Source organism: Nocardiopsis changdeensis, from assembly GCF_018316655.1.
GTDB classification, from domain to species: domain Bacteria; phylum Actinomycetota; class Actinomycetes; order Streptosporangiales; family Streptosporangiaceae; genus Nocardiopsis; species Nocardiopsis changdeensis.
The window spans coordinates 3,882,569-3,897,455 of record NZ_CP074133.1; the positions used below are offsets into that span (position 1 = coordinate 3,882,569).

At 76.7% G+C, this 14,887-nt stretch carries 12 protein-coding genes and 2 pseudogenes; 5 read left to right on the plus strand and 9 right to left on the minus strand.

The window, feature by feature from the left end; genetic code table 11:
* Window positions 1-161: 161 nt before the first annotated feature.
* The 9 genes and pseudogenes from KGD84_RS17860 to KGD84_RS17900 form a co-directional block, all read right to left on the minus strand.
* Window positions 162-1,139, minus strand: coding sequence for an NAD-dependent epimerase/dehydratase family protein (locus KGD84_RS17860; protein WP_220565819.1), 978 nt, complete (start codon window positions 1,137-1,139; stop codon window positions 162-164).
* A gap of 50 nt (window positions 1,140-1,189) precedes the next feature.
* Window positions 1,190-1,877: pseudogene (locus KGD84_RS17865) on the minus strand (SDR family oxidoreductase).
* Window positions 1,878-2,255: 378 nt separating this feature from the next.
* A pseudogene (locus tag KGD84_RS17870) lies at window positions 2,256-3,299 on the minus strand (PfkB family carbohydrate kinase); the annotation flags it as partial.
* Window positions 3,296-3,904, minus strand: a complete 609-nt coding sequence (locus KGD84_RS17875; RefSeq protein ID WP_220561565.1) for a D-sedoheptulose-7-phosphate isomerase — start codon at window positions 3,902-3,904, stop codon at window positions 3,296-3,298. The gene KGD84_RS17875 and the pseudogene KGD84_RS17870, both read right to left, overlap by 4 nt.
* On the minus strand, window positions 3,904-5,163 hold the full coding sequence (locus KGD84_RS17880; protein ID WP_220561566.1) for a glycosyltransferase: 1,260 nt from the start codon (window positions 5,161-5,163) through the stop codon (window positions 3,904-3,906). Before KGD84_RS17880 ends, KGD84_RS17875 begins: the two co-directional genes overlap by 1 nt.
* Window positions 5,160-6,188 (minus strand): glycosyltransferase, encoded by a 1,029-nt coding sequence (locus KGD84_RS17885; protein ID WP_220561567.1) that lies wholly within the window; start codon window positions 6,186-6,188, stop codon window positions 5,160-5,162. Before KGD84_RS17885 ends, KGD84_RS17880 begins: the two co-directional genes overlap by 4 nt.
* A complete protein-coding gene (locus KGD84_RS17890) occupies window positions 6,185-7,204 on the minus strand; it encodes a glycosyltransferase family 9 protein (protein ID WP_220561568.1) in 1,020 nt (339 codons plus the stop codon). Before KGD84_RS17890 ends, KGD84_RS17885 begins: the two co-directional genes overlap by 4 nt.
* Entirely contained in the window at window positions 7,201-8,700 is a 1,500-nt protein-coding gene (locus tag KGD84_RS17895) for an HAD-IIIA family hydrolase (RefSeq protein WP_255646634.1), read from the minus strand. The genes KGD84_RS17890 and KGD84_RS17895 overlap by 4 nt, the downstream gene beginning before the upstream one ends.
* Window positions 8,697-10,349, minus strand: a complete 1,653-nt coding sequence (locus KGD84_RS17900) for a carbamoyltransferase family protein (RefSeq protein WP_220561569.1) — start codon at window positions 10,347-10,349, stop codon at window positions 8,697-8,699. The genes KGD84_RS17895 and KGD84_RS17900 overlap by 4 nt, the downstream gene beginning before the upstream one ends.
* Window positions 10,350-10,553: 204 nt before the next feature.
* Here KGD84_RS17900 and KGD84_RS17905 point away from each other — a divergent pair, with 204 nt between their 5' ends.
* The 5 genes from KGD84_RS17905 (at window position 10,554) to KGD84_RS17925 (ending at window position 14,842) form a co-directional block, all read left to right on the plus strand.
* A complete protein-coding gene (locus KGD84_RS17905; protein WP_220561570.1) occupies window positions 10,554-10,976 on the plus strand; it encodes a CBS domain-containing protein in 423 nt (140 codons plus the stop codon).
* An 83-nt stretch (window positions 10,977-11,059) separates the two neighbouring features.
* A complete protein-coding gene (locus KGD84_RS17910) occupies window positions 11,060-12,121 on the plus strand; it encodes a glycosyltransferase family 9 protein (RefSeq protein WP_220565821.1) in 1,062 nt (353 codons plus the stop codon).
* Window positions 12,122-12,264: 143 nt separating this feature from the next.
* On the plus strand, window positions 12,265-13,071 hold the full coding sequence (locus KGD84_RS17915) for a SigB/SigF/SigG family RNA polymerase sigma factor (RefSeq protein WP_220561571.1): 807 nt from the start codon (window positions 12,265-12,267) through the stop codon (window positions 13,069-13,071).
* Window positions 13,072-13,079: 8 nt separating this feature from the next.
* Window positions 13,080-14,273, plus strand: coding sequence for an aromatic acid exporter family protein (locus tag KGD84_RS17920; RefSeq protein ID WP_220561572.1), 1,194 nt, complete (start codon window positions 13,080-13,082; stop codon window positions 14,271-14,273).
* Window positions 14,274-14,413: 140 nt separating this feature from the next.
* Window positions 14,414-14,842 (plus strand): HIT family protein, encoded by a 429-nt coding sequence (locus tag KGD84_RS17925; RefSeq protein ID WP_220561573.1) that lies wholly within the window; start codon window positions 14,414-14,416, stop codon window positions 14,840-14,842.
* Window positions 14,843-14,887 lie beyond the last annotated feature (45 nt).

The following is a 14,887-nucleotide window of genomic DNA, read 5'->3' on the forward strand; positions in this document are numbered from 1 at the left end:
GGCGTCTGTGCCCCGTGGCACACGGCCTCCGCCCACTTCCCGCGGCCGGGTACCGCCAGGCCCGCCAGGTGCGCGAGGTGGAGGCGGCACCCGGCGGCCCCGCCCGGCTGCCGCGGTCCGGCGCCCTCCGCCGGTCCTGCGGTCCCGGCCCGGGGCGAGGCTCACGGGTTCGACGCGACCGCCCTCCCCGAGCGGTTCCGCAGCTCCACGAAGTGGTCGATGGTGCGCCGCATCCCCTCGCGCACCCGCGTCCTGGGCTCCCACCCCAGGAGCTCCCGGGCGAGCCGGATGTCGGGCCGGCGGAACCGCGGGTCGTCCTCGGGGCGTTCGACGAACACGACCCCCGACCGCGTCCCGGTCAGGGAGGCCACCAGCCCCACGAGCGAGATCACGCTCAGCTCCTCGTCGCTGCCGATGTTGACCGGCCCGCGCACCCCGCGGCGGGCGCCCAGCGCCATGAGCCCGCGGACGGTGTCGTCCACGTAGCACAGCGACCGCGTCTGCTGACCGTCCCCGGCGACGGTCAGCGGCCTGCCCTCCAGCGCCTGGTTGACGAAGGTGGGCACCAGCCGCCCGTCGTCGGCCCTCATCCGCGGGCCGTAGCTGTTGAAGATGCGCGCGATCCCCACGTCGGCCCCCCGGGCCCGGCCGTGGGCCATGACCAGCGACTCCGCGTACCTCTTGGCCTCGTCGTACACGCTGCGGGGCCCGACCGGGTTCACGTTGCCCCAGTACGTCTCCCGCTGCGGGTACTCCAGCGGGTCGCCGTACACCTCGCTGGTGGAGGCCAGGACGAACCGGGCCCCGCCCTCCTCCGCCAGCGCCAGGGCGTTGCGGGTGCCCAGGCTGCCCGCCTCCAGCGTCTCCACCGGCAGGCGCAGGTAGTCGGGCGGCGAGGCCGCCGATGCCAGGTGGAACACGGTGTCCACCGGCCCCTCGGCCTCGACCGGCCGGACGAGGTCGGCCTCCCTCAGCCGGAAGCGGGGGTGCCCGAACAGGTGCTCCACGTTGCCCGGGCGCCCGGTCGCGAAGTTGTCCAGGCACACCACCTCCGCCCCCTGTTCCAGCAGCCGTTCGCACAGGTGCCCGCCGAGGAACCCCGCCCCGCCGGTCACCACCGTCCTCCCCCAGTGCGTCACCGTCTCCACGTGCGTCTCCCTCCTCGTGCCGTCGGGCCTGGGACGTCCGGTCAGGGCCAGGAGACCTCCTGCGCGGGGCACACGACCATCTCGCGCACCTCGCACCCGGCCGGGCGGGTGAGGGCGAACAGGACCGGCCTCGGCGACGTGCTCGGGGTCGTTGAGGGCGGCGTCGGGCCCGGGCCGGTACTGCTCGGGCCTGCCGTCGAAGAAGGCGGTGGCCATGCCCCCGGGGATCAGCAGGGTGACCCCCACCTGCCCGGCGGACTCCGCCGCCAGCGCGCGGGTGAACCCCACCACCCCGAACTTGGACGCGCAGTAGGCGGTGGCGTCCCCCACCGCGCGCACCCCCAGGGTCGAGGCGCAGTTGACCACCCTGCCCCCGGAGTCGCGCAGGTGGGGCAGGGCGGCCCGGGTGACGGCGGCGGTCCCGAGCAGGTTGACCGCCAGGACCTTCTCCCAGTCGGCCGCGGGCACGTCGGTCAGCGAACCGCAGGCGTCGATGCCCGCGGCGTTGACGACCGCGTCGATGCGGCCGTGCCGCTCGACCACCCGCCGGACCGCCAGCTCCACCTCTTCGCGCTCGGCCACGTCGACCTGCTCGAACGGCACGTCCCCGCCGGGATGGCGGCGGTCGAGCACGATCGGTTTGCCGCCCGCGTCCTGTACGGCGCGGACCGTCGCCGCGCCCAGCCCGGACGCGCCTCCGGTGATGACGGTGTTCCCCAGGGAGACCATGTCCCCCTCCTCTCCCTGTCCTCCGCACCCGGTCCGGGCGCGGTTCACGACACGGCCTCCCGGCCGCGTATGCGCGTGATGATCCCTGTGGTGGACCGCCCCGGGATGAGCGGGACCGTGACCACGTCCCCGCCCCAGGAGCGCACCACCGGCGTCTCCGGCATCCGGGACGCCTCGTAGTCGCCGCCCTTGACCCACACGTCGGGCCGCAGGCGCGCCAGCTCCCGCACCGGGGTGGGGTCGTCGAAGATCCGCACCCCGTCGACGCAGTCCAGCGCCGCCAGCAGCCGGGCCCGGTCCGCCTCCCCCACCACGGGGCGGCCCTCCCCCCTTGAGGGCCCGCACGGAGGCGTCGCTGTTGAGCAGGACCACGAGCCGGTCCCCCAGGCGGCGGGCGTACCGGAGCAGCTCCACGTGCCCGGCGTGCAGGATGTCGAAGCAGCCCCCGGTCGCCACCAGTCGCTCCCCGCCGCGGTGGGAGAGGGCTCCGGCCGCCCCCGTGAGCGCGCCGAGTGCCTCGGGGCCGTGCTCCCCCTGCGGGGCGAACGCCCCGGCCCCGCCGGCGGCGACGAACTCCGACGCCGCGGCCACCCCCACCCGGACGGCGGCGGCCTCGCCCCGCCCGTCGGCCAGGGCCGCCGCGCAGGCCGCCGCGAAGGCGTCGCCCGCGCCGCAGGGGTCGGACCCCCCTGCCGCGGGGACGGCGCGCACCCGCTCGCCCTCCCCCCGCGGATCGGCCCGGACCGCGCCGTCCTCCCCCAGGGTGACGGCCACACAGCGGGCCCGCCAGGTGCGGGCCAGGTGGGCGGCCCGCTCCAGGGCCGCGCCGGGGTCGCCGTCCTCCACACCGGCCTCGGCGGCGTTGGGTGTCACCACCCGTGCCTCCGGCACGGGCGGCGCCCCCTTGGGGTGGGGGTCCCACACCAGCGGGACCCGCTCCGCGCACGCGGCCAGCAGGTCGCGCACCTCCGGGCGCGACGTCAGCCCCCGGCTGTAGTCCGAGACCAGCACGGCGTCGGCGCCCGCCAGCGCACCCGCGACGGCGTCCCGGTCCACCGCCCCGTCGATCCGGCCGCCCCCGCCGTCCACCCGGGCGACGGTGCGGCCGTCCGCCATGATCCTCGTCTTGGTGGGGGTGCCGGCGGCCATGGGCAGGACCACCAGGCGCACCCGCGCCCCCAGCACCCCGGCCAGGGTCTCGGCGGCGGCGTCCCGGCCGAGCCCCGTGACCAGGGTGACGGCCCGCCCGTCGCGGGCCGCGCGGTGGGCGGCCAGGGCCGCGCCCCCGGGCCGGTGGCGCGCGGCCGCGTCCTCCACGACCGGCGCCGGCGCGTCGGGGCAGTCCCGGTGGGAGGTCCCCCGCAGGTCGACGTCGAGCAGGGCGTCCCCCAGCACCGCGATCGTTCCCGCTGCGGAGTTCACGCCGTCCCCCTCTCCCGTGCGGCCGCCGCCTCCCGCGGCGGGGGCACCGACGCCGCACGCTCCCTCAGCCCCCGCTCCACCCCCGAACAGAACACGTGCACCAGGGCCAGGTGCACCTCCTGCACCGTGGACGTGTCGGGTGCGGGCACCGCCACGGTCTCGTCGCTGAGCGATTCCAGCACCGTGGGGCCGGGCCCGGTCAGCGACCAGCACAGCACCCCCAGCTCCCGGGCCGCCTCCGCGGCGGCCAGCACGTTGGCGCTGCTCCCGCTGGTGGACATGCACACCAGCAGGTCCCCGCTGCGGGCGTGGGCGCGCAGCTGGCGCTCGTACACCCGCCGGTAGCCGTAGTCGTTGGCGATGGCGGTCACGCTGGAGGTCTCCGCGTGCAGGGCGATCGCCGACAGCGGCTCCCGCTCCCCCTCGAAGCGCCCGGTCAGCTCCGCCGTCAGGTGCTGGGCCTCGGCGGCGCTGCCCCCGTTGCCGCAGCCGAACAGGCGGTGCCCCGCACCGAGCCTGCCGGCCGCCAGGACGCCCCACTCCTCCACGCGCCCGGCGTCGGTCAGCTCCAGCGCCGCCGCCAGGGACCGCAGGTGGCCGTGCATCACTCCCCCTCCCCCCGCCGGACGGCGGCGATCGGCTCGGGCCGCCCCCTCCCGGGGAGCGGGACCGCGCGCGGGCCCAGCAGGCCGCGGTAGCACTCCTCGCTGCCCCGGGCCACCTCGGCCCACGAGTACAGGGACCGGGCGCGCTCGGCGGCGGCCGCCCCGAACTCCGCGCGGGTCTGCGGGTCCGAGGCGAGCCAGGCGATCGCGTCGGCCGCCGTGCGCGGGTCGCGCTCGGGCGTCAGCAGGCCGGTCTCCCCGTGGACCACGGTGTCGAGGTGGCCGCCGACCCGGGAGGCGACCACCGGGACGCCGCAGGCCATGGCCTCGACCGTGGACATCCCGAACGGCTCGTACCAGGGCAGGTTCACGGCGATGTCGCACGAGCGCAGCAGCGCCGGCACCTCCGACCGGTCCACCGCCCCCAGGAAGCGCACCCGGTCGGCGACCCCCTCCCGGGCGGCGATCCCGCGCAGCCGCCCCACCTCCGGGTCCCGGTCCAGACGCCCCGGCGCGGGCCCGCCCGCCACCAGCAGCTCGGCGCCGGGGACCCCCGCCAGGGCGCGGATCACCGTGTCCACCCCCTTGCGGGGCACCAGGCGGCCCAGGCTGAGCAGGCGCACGCGCTCGCCCCGCGGGCGCGGGGCGGCCGGGCCCGCGGGGGCGAACCTGTGCGTGTCCACCCCGCACGGCACCACGGCGACCCGCCCCGGGGCGATCCCCCAGGACAGGAGTTCGCGCCTCTCCTCCGCCGAGGTCGCGACGACCAGCTCGCTGCGGGCGGCCACCGCCCGCTCGACCGGGATCCTCTCCCGCGGGCTGGTGTCGGCCGCGCCCTGGTGGCGCGCCTTGACCACCCCCAGGGCGTGGAAGGTCTCCACCACCGGCAGGCCGAGCCGCCCGGCCGCCTCCAGCGAGGCCTGCCCGCTCATCCAGAAGTGGGCGTGGACCACGTCGGGGCGGTCCGCACGCCAGGAGGCGCGCAGCCGCCGCGCGAACTCGCCCATGTAGGGGAGGAGCTCGTCCTTGGGAACCGGCTGCTCGGGCCCCGCCCGCACGTGCTCGACCCGCAGGCCCGGCCCCACGGACACCGTGTCGGGTCTGTGGACGTCGGTGCGGCGCGTGTGGACGACCACCTCGTGCCCGCCTTCGGCCAGTGCCATGGCAAGTTCGGCCACATGGACGTTCTGCCCTCCCGCGTCCTCACCCCCGATTGCGTCCAGAGGGCTGGCGTGCTCGGAGACCATGGCGATCCTCATCCCGTCACCTCCTCGATCAACCGGTCCCACTCGTCCAGGAACCTGGTGAGTCCGTAGCGGCGCAGCGCGGCCCGCCGGGCCTGCGCGCCGACCCGTTCGGCCAGCCCGGGGTCCTCGACGAAGGACCGGGCCGCCTCCGCCAGGAAACGGGGGTCGGTGGAGACCGCCCCCGCCCCGGCCGGCACCGCCTCGTAGGCCTCGGTGGCGCCGAGCGCGACCACCGGCAGGCCGAGCATCATGGCCTCGATGAGGGACAGCCCCAGCGAGGTCCACCTCGACGTGTGGACGTAGACGCTGGTCCGGGACAGCTCGTCGTGCATCAGCGCCTGGGGCAGGTCCTCGCGGACGCGGATGCGCCCCTGCGGGGTCCCCAGGTGCTCGGGGACGCCCTCCACCCCCATCCCGAACAGGTCCAGGGGGACCTCCTCGGCCAGTCCGGCGAGGAGGTCGGTGCCCGTGAACCGCCAGCGGCGCAGCGGCTCGTTGACGACCACCCCCGCGCGCGGCTCCCGGGCGACCCGCCGGTGGCCGGGGTCGGGGACCCCGTGCTCCACCACGCGCACCGGCGCCCGCCCGCAGTCCCACATCAGGGCGTTGAACCCGGTGACGTGCACGACCGGGATGTCGTCGCGGTCGGCGAGGGGGTGCCGGGTCAGCGGCACGTCCCCGCGCGGCGTGTTGTGCTCCACGTACACCGCGGGCACGTCCCGCCCCGGGACACGGCCCAGCAGCCGCTCGGCGAGCCCGGCCTCGTGGGGGCGCTGGAGCACCACCAGGTCCGGCTCGCTCGCGCCCACCTCCTCCCAGGGCACCTCGCGGGCCCGGTCGGGCCAGTCCCAGGTGCGCGCACGCCCCCGGCCGTCGGGGCCCCGGTCGGGCGTCACCGGCAGCAGGAAGGTGTGCGCCCCCTGCACGAAGGCGGTGGTCCACGACCCGTGGACGTGCCAGAGCAGGATGCGGCGCCCGCGCACCGGCGCGCGCTCCCCCGCCGGGGAGGTCCGCTCCTCCCCATCGGTCACGGTCATCGGTCCTCCCGTATCTCGTCGACGGCGGCCAGAACGCTCTCGGGGGAGACACCGGACAGGCAGGGGTGGCCCGGCACCGGGCACACCCGCGCCCGGCTGCCCGCGCACCGGGCGCCCTGGTCCCCCAGGACCCGGACCCGGGAACCGCGCGGCGCCCACACGGCCGCGGGGACCACCGGCGAGAACAGGGACACCACGGGGGTGCGCACCGCCGCGGCCAGGTGGGCCGGCCCCGTGTTCCCGCACACCGCGGCCGCCGCCCGGGACAGCACCCCGGCCAGTTCCGGCAGGCGGGTGCGCCCGGCCAGGACCACCACGCCCGGGTCCCCGTGCGCCCGGGGCACCCGGTCGGCCTCCTCGGCCGAACCGGTCAGGACGACGCGGCCGCCGCGGGCGCGCAGCGCCGCCACGATCTCCCCCGCCTTGGACACGGGGATCGCCCGGGCGGGGGCGTCGGAGCCGGTGTGCACCACCGTGTACCCGTCCGGCCCGGTGAGCCCCCGGGTGTCGGGCAGGGGCCCGCGCACCGCGGGCAGCCCGTCGTCGCCCGGCGCCGGCTCCATCCCGCAGGCCCGGACCAGGGAGAGCATCCGCTCCGTCTCGGGCAGCCCCTCCTCCACCCGGTGGCGGACGTCGAGCAGGCTCCCGGGGTAGTCCTCGCTGATGGCCCCGTTCCACGGCACCCCGGCCATGCGCAGCACCAGCGCCAGGGGCAGCGGCGACTGGTGGAAGGAGGTGGGCAGGACCGCGCGGTCGATGCCCAGGCCGGCGAGCAGGCGCACCAGGCGCCGCACCCGCACCGGGTCCACCGGCGGCGGGTCGGCGGCGATCCACGGCACCGTGCAGGTGATCACCCGGTCCACGCCGGGCAGCATCCGGGCCGCCCCGGCCCCGCGCGGCCCGGCCAGGTAGACGACCCGGTCCGCGTGCCGGGCCACGGCCCGCACCGCCGGACCGGACAGCAGGACGTCGCCCATCCCGTCCGGGCGGGCCACCAGCACCGTTCCCGCCCTCACGGCGCGCTTCCGCCGAGCAGCCGCACCACGGCGCCGAACGGGTCGGCCGCCGACTCGGGGGCCGCACGGCACTCCTCCCCGCGCGTGGCCGCGGTGGGCACCAGGATCCCGCGCGCCCCGGCGGCCCGGGCCGCCTCCACGTCGGAGCCGATGTCGCCGATCACGGCGCACTCGTACGGGCGCACGCCCAACCGCTCCGCCGCCTCGCGCACCAGCCCCGGCTCCGGTTTGCGGCAGGCGCAGCCGTCGCCCTCCCCGTGGGGGCACACGCACCAGGCGTCGAAGCGGCCCAGGAGGCGCTCCACCCGCTCGTTGACCGCACCGACCTCCCGCTCGGTCAGCAGCCCCCGGGCGATCCCCGACTGGTTGCTGACCACCGCGACCGACAGGCCGCAGCGGACCGCCAGCTCCACCGCCCGGGCGGCGCCCGGACGCGGGCGCACCCGGTCGGGGTCCCCGTTGTAGGGGACGTCCTCGATGAGGGTGCCGTCCCGGTCGAACAGGACCGCGCGCACCGCCGGGCGCCGGGACGCGCCCGCGTGGACCACCACCCCCCGCAGCCGGTGCAGGCACGCCAGGGGCGGAACGGCCGCGCTGGTCACCGCCATGTCGGCGACCTCGGCGGGGGTCCGCGGCCCCGGGCGCACCCGCTCCAGGGCGAACCGTGCGGTGCGCCCCGCCCACCACAGCGCCAGCGCCCCGGCGGGGAGCCGGCGCCCGGCCAGGGCGGCCCCGACCGCCGCGGCCAGGACGGCCGTCGTCACCACGTGCCGCCGCAGCGCCCCGCGGCCCTCGCCGACCCGCCGCCGCCAGCCCCGCCCGTGCAGGCGGTCCATGAGCACGTCGTCGGCGTTGCCGCGCTGGGCGCCCAGGCTCCGCAGCCGGCCGCCCCCGCGCAGGGGGTGGACGCACATCCGGCCGCCCCACTCCAGGCGAAAGCCCGCGTCCACCACGCGCAGGGCCAGGTCGGTGTCCTCCCGGTAGGCCCGGCGGAACCGGACGTCGAAGCCGCCCACCCGCTCCAGGGCGGACCTGCGGTAGGCCATGTCCGCCGTGATCCACCGCGCCGTCGCCAGCGCCAGCGTGGCCCGCTCGGCGTCGGTGGGCGCCCGGCCCTCGGGCGGCGGGACGACGATCCGCCCCTGGACGCCGCCCACCTCCTCCGGGCGCCCGTCCAGGTCCTCGCACAGGCGCTCGGCCCAGTCGTCGGGCGGGGCGACGTCGTCGTCCAGGAACACGATCCACGGTGCCCGGCAGGAGTGCCACCCGGCCTGGCGGGCGGCCGCGGGACCGCGGCCGCCGCTGCCGAGCACGCGCAGCCGCGGGTGGTCGGGCACCTCCAGCGGAGCGCCCCGCCCGGGCGGCCGGTCGTCGACCACCACGATCTCCCGCGGAGCCGCCCCCTCGGGCGCCTCCACCAGCGGCCGCAACGCCCGCGCCAGGCTCTCGCGCCCCACCGTGGGCACGACCACCGCGTACTCCACGCGCGCGCTCACGCCGCCGCGCTCCGGCGGCGGCGCACGAGGAACGGGCCGATGGCCAGCACGTCCACCGGCGCGGACCCGAAGCACTCCAGCGCGTCCCGGGGCGAGTCCACCATCGGCCGCCCGGCGGTGTTGAGGCTGGTGTTGACCAGGACCGGCAGGCCCGTCCGGCGCTCGAACTCCGACAGCAGGCGGGCGGTGAGCGGCTCGTCCGTCGCCGAGACCGTCTGCACCCGGGCCGTGCCGTCCACGTGGACGACCGCCGGGATGCGCTCGCGCCACTCCTGCGCCACCTGGTGCACGAAGAGCATGTACGGGCTGGGCAGGGGGCCGCCGAAGAAGATCTCCGGGGCCCGCTCCTGCGCCACCATCGGGGCCACCGGCCGGAACCGCTCCCGCCCCTTGACCCGGTTCAGGCGCTCCAGGTTCGCCGGGTCGGCGGGGTGCGCCAGCAGGGAGCGGTGCCCCAGCGCCCGCGGACCGTACTCCGAACGGCCCTGGAACCACGCCACCAGGGCGTTGTCCGCCAGCGCGGCGGCGACCGCCGCGGGCAGGTCCGCGGGGCGCTCCACCTCGACCTCGGCGTCGCGCAGCAGGGCGGCCAGCTCGTCCTCGTCCCAGGAGCGCCCCAGGTCCGCGCCGGGCATCGGCTGCGGGTCGTCGCCGGCCTTGGCCGCCACGTACAGCGCCCCTCCCAGGGCGGTCCCCGCGTCCCCCGCGGCGGGCTGGACCCACACGTCGTCGAAGGGGCCCTCGCGGAAGACCCGGCTGTTGGCGACGCAGTTGAGCGCGACACCGCCCGCCATGGTCAGCCGCCGCAGGCCCGTTCGCTCGTACGCCCAGCCCACGACGCCCAGGAGCGCCTCCTCCACGGCCTCCTGGACGCTCGCGGCCAGGTCGGCGTGCTCGGGCCCGGGCTCGGTGCCGGGGCTGCGGGCGGGGGCCAGGGACTCCCAGGGCACGTCGCGGGCGCGCACCCGCCCCTCCCCCTCGTACCGCAGGTGCTCGCGGACCGCGTCGAGCATCGTCGGCCTCCCGTAGGAGGCCAGGGCCATCACCTTGTACTCGTCACTGGAGCGGTGGAAGCCCAGGTGCTCGGTCAGCTCCTCGTAGACCAGCCCCAGCGAGTCGGGCAGCGGCTGGCGGACCAGCACCTCCAACTCCCCGCCGGTGTAGGAGCCGACCAGGTGGGACCCGGACTCGCCCCGGCCGTCGGCGACCAGGACCACGCAGTCGCGGCGGCCCTCGAACGGGGGCGCCGCGAAGACCGCCGACGCGGCGTGGGCCACGTGGTGGGCCACGTGGACGACCCGCCTGCGGTCCAGCCCGGGCAGCGCCGACTCCAGGAAGTGCGGCGCCCGCTCGACGTAGAACAGGCGCAGGTGCTCCCAGCGGGCGTCCTGCCCCGGCCCGTCGGGGTCGGCCAGGTCCGGGTGGTAGGAGTAGGTGACCGCGTCCAGATCCCGCGGCGACAGCCCGCCCTCCTCCAGGCACCAGCGCATCGCCTCCACCGGCAGCTCCCAGGTGGAGAAGGGCACCGGCTCCTTCCCGTGCTTGCGGCGCGAGAAGCGCTCCTCCTCGGCCGCGGCCACCGTGCGGCCGTCCACGACCAGCGCTGCGGCCGGGTCATGGAAGACCGCGTTCACACCCAGGACACGCATTGCGGTCCAGCCCCCTTCTCCACGGACCGGCGAGCCGATGCTCGACGCAAGCACTCGACTACCTGCGGGAACGGTCGCTAAACATGGGCGCCGGACCCGGGCGCGCGGCCCGAAGTGCCACCGGCAGAAGGGGTTTACGCGCCGCGGCGCGGGCTAGTGGCCAGGTGCACTCCCATTGGCTCCGACCCGAGGAGGGGACCGGAAATGGCGACGAAGAGCATCTCCGACGTGATGACCACCCAGGTCCGCACCGTCTCACCCGACACGTCCCTGCAGGAGGTCGCGCGGATCATGCGCGACGCCGACCTGGGCGACGTCCTGGTGACCGAGAACGACCACCTGGTGGGCATCGTCACCGACCGGGACATGGTCGTGCGGTGCGTGGCCGAGAACGGGAACCCCGCCGACCACACCGCCGGCGAGATCTGCAGCTCCGAGGTGGCCACGGTGCCGCCGCAGAGCGACATCCGCGACGCCGTCAACACCATGCGCGAGGGCGCCGTACGCCGGCTCCCCGTCGTGGACGGCGACCGGGTCGTGGGCGTCGTGAGCATGGGCGACCTGGCCCAGGCCGTCGACGAGAAGTCGGCCCTGGCCGACGTCAGCTCCGCGGCCCCCAACCGGTGACGCGGCGCCCTTGCGCCGGGCGCCTCCCGCCCGATCACGGGGGACCGGGCGAGAGGCCCGCGACCGGCGAACGCCCCCTGGTCCTGGTGAGCCGCTCACTGGGACTGGGGGACTTCGTCACCGCCGTCCCCGCGCTGCGGGCGCTCGAACGGGCCCTGCCGCGATGGCACCGCGTCCTGGCCGGGCCCTCCTGGTACCGCCACCTCCTGCGCCTGGCCGGACTCCGCTGGGAGGTCCTGCCCACCCCCGCGCTGCACGTGCCCGAACCGCGCCCGCGCACGGCCCCCGAACTCGCGGTCAACCTCCACGGCCGCGGCCCGCAGAGCACGGCCGCCCTGGCCGCGCTGGCGCCCCGCGGCCTGTGGACCCACCGGCACCCCCAGGCCCCGCACCGGCCGGGCCCGCCCTGGCCCGACGGGGTCCACGACGCCGACGTGTGGGCCGCCCTGACCACCTGGCACGGCGTCCCCGCCGACCCCCGCGACCTGCGCTGGCCCCGGCCGGAGCCGCCCGAGGGGGCCGACCGGCCCACCGCCGTCGTCCACCCCGGGGCGGCCTCCCCGGCCCGCCGGTGGCCGCCCGAGCGCTTCGCCCGCGTCGCACGGGACCTCTCCGGCCTCGGCCTGCGCGTCCTGGTCACCGGCTCCCGGCAGGAGGCCGCACCGGCCGAACGCGTCGCGGAGGCCGCCGGACTGCCCCAGGGGTCGGTCCTGGCGGGCCGCACCTCCCTGGGCCTGCTGGCCGGGCTCGTCGCCCACGCCCGGCTCCTGGTGTGCGGCGACACGGGCGTGGCGCACCTGGCGACCGCGTACGGCACGCCCTCGGTCCGCCTGTTCGGACCGGTCCCCCCGGCGCTGTGGGGCCCCCGCCGGGACGGCCACCTGCACACCTGCCTGTGGTCGGGCCGCCGCGGCGACCCCCACGGCACGGAGCTCGACCCGGGCCTGGCCCTGATCGGGACCGGCGAGGTGACCGCCGCGTGCCACCGCCTCCTGGAGGCCACCGCCCCCGGGGCGACCGGCACATGGACGGCCACTCCGGAGTCAACACTCCAGAAAAGAAGTGACCGAAACGTTAGTAACCGTCTCAGTGGGCACATAGGCCACGAGGCCACCCATCGGAGCCGTTCACACGGCGCCGGGTGAGCGCGGTCGGATCCGACCGCCATGGCCTGGGCGGACGACCGGTACCACCGCCCGGCGCACAACGAGGACGCGAAACCGCACCGGCGAAGGCGCCGACCGCGGACCGCATCACGAGCACCACTCCCGCTCACGTGGAGGAAGCCATGCCCATCGAGACCGGCCCCGCAGTCGACGAGAAGGAAGTCGAGGGGCGCTCGGCGGAAGAACTCCTGGAGGGGCTCCAGGCCCTGCCCCAGGACGACCCGGAGGCGATCCGCATCCAGGAAGAGGTCCTGGAGCTGTACCGGCCCCTGCTGTACCGGATCGCCCGCCACTACAGCGGACGCGGCGAGCCCTACGAGGACCTGCGCCAGACCGCCCACCTGGGCCTGGTCAAGGCCGTCCACGGCTACAACCCCCACCGCGGCAAGAAGTTCATCTCCTACCTGCTGCCCACCGTCACCGGCGAGATCAAGCGCCACTTCCGAGACCACACCTGGGCGGTGCGCGTGCCCCGCCGCCACCAGGAGCGGCGCGGCCGCCTCCACCGGGTGAGCATCGAGTTCCAGCAGCGCCACGCCCGCGAGCCCGGCATCGACGAGCTCGCCCGCGAGATGGACCTGCCCCGGGCCGAGGTCGAGGAGCTGCTCCAGGCCTCCGAGGCCTACAGCACCCTGTCCCTGGACCTGCCCGACCACAAGGACGAGGAGGGGAGCCCCACCCTGGAGGAGAGGATCGGCGGCGAGGACGACTCCTACGAACTGGTCCTGGAACGCGAGTCCCTGCGCCCGGCCATGTGCTGCCTGGACGACCGCGAGCGCGTCCTGCTCCGGCTGCGCTTCTTCGAGGACCTCACCCAGGCGCAGATCGCCGAGGAGATCGGCTGCTCCCAGATGCACGTCTCCCGACTCCTGGCCGCCACCCTGGACAAGCTCAGGGAACGGGTGGACCGGGACGAGACGCCGAGCTGAGGGGCACGGTGACCCGCGACGTCCGAGGGACCGAGCGGCTCCCCGCCCGCGCCGCCCGCCGGGCCCGGCGGGCCCTGACCCGGGGCACACCGGAGCGGGAGACCGCCGTCCTGGTCCTGAAGGCCGCCCTGGCCGCCACCCTGTCCTGGCTGGTCTCCTTCGGCCTCATCAAGGCGACGACACCCGCGTTCGCGCCGTTCGCCGCCCTGCTGATGGTGGAGACCACCCTCTACCGCTCCCTGTTGCGCTCGCTGCGCATGCTCGGGGCGGTCCTGCTGGGCCTCGCCCTGACCACCGTCCTGGCGATCCTGGCGGGACCGGGGTACGCGGTCTTCGCCCTGGCGGCGCTGGCGGCCCTGCTGATCGGCCGCTGGCGCCGCCTCGGCGACCAGGGGAACCAGGTCGCCACGGCGGCGTTCTTCGCCTTCTCCGTCTTCGTCTCCCTGAACGGGGCGCAGGCGGTGGTGTCCCAGGCCGCGGAGATCTTCGCCGTCGTCCTGATCGGGGCCGGCATCGGGGTGGCCGTCAACCTCCTCCTGCTGCCGCCGCTGCGCCTGCGCGGCGCCGCCGCGGCCGTGGCCTCCCTGGCGGGCGGGCTGCGCGGCCTGTGCCAGGACATGGGCGACGCACTGCGCGAGGGCCGCCCCGACCGCGACACCGCGCGGCGGTGGGGCGAACGCACCGACGAGCTGCTGCGCAGTGCCCGGCAGGCGCGCGAGGCCACCGGGACCGCCCGGGAGAGCATCATCTACAACCCGCGCCGGCTGCTCCACTCCGGCACACTCCACGTCAGCGACCACGACCGGCTCGTCGACGCCCTGGAACGGGCCGCCCACCAGACCGCCTCCATCGCCCGGAGCCTCACGTACAGCCCCCAGGACGACGAGGAGACCGGGCCCGCCATGATGGCGCGGTGCGGGGACCTGCTCCTGACCACCGCCGAGGCCTGGCGCGTCCTGGAGGAGTGGGAGGACACCGAGGTCCCCGGCTGGGATCCGCCCGTCGAGGGGTTCCACACGGCCGTCGAGCGGACCGACCGCTCCGAACGGGAACTGGAGCGGCACTGCCGGAGCGGCGGCGGCCCGCCGCTGGACGACCCCTCGCTCCCCTACGGGGTGCTCCTGGTGGAGTCCGTGCGCCTGCTCGACGAACTCCGGTCGGTGGACGAGGTCCTGGCCGCCTCCGTCCCCTCCTCTCGCTGAGCGGTACCGCCCTTCGGCCCGGAACCGCCCGGGACCTCCCGGGCCCGCGGAGCCCCGCCGACGGCGGGACCGGACGTGAGAGCGTTGCCCCGGGGCTCCCGCCCCGGGAACCGCACCCCGTCTCCTCCGGAAGGGCGACCATGCCGACTCTGTTCACCCGCATCATCGACCGCGAGCTGCCGGGCCACTTCGTCTGGGAGGACCCGGTCGCCGTCGCGTTCCTCACCATCGCGCCGCTGCGCCCCGGGCACACGCTCGTCGTACCGCGCGCGGAGGTGGACGACTGGACCACCGCCGACCCGGAGCTGCTGGCCCACTGCACGGGCGTGGCCCGGGCCGTCGGCCGGGGTGTGAAGAAGGCGTGGGACGCCCCGCGGGCGGGACTGATCATCGCCGGCCTGGAGGTCCCCCACCTGCACATCCACGTGTCACCGATCTGGGAGCCGAGCGACCTCGACGTCTCGGACCTGCCCGTGGAGAAGGACGAGACCGTGCTGGGCGAGGCCGCCGACCGGCTGCGCCGGGCGCTGGCCGAGCTGGGCTACCCCGAGGCCGTCCCGCCCCGCTGAGGACCGGCGCGGCGCCCCGGGGGCCTCGGTCCCCGGCTCCGGCCC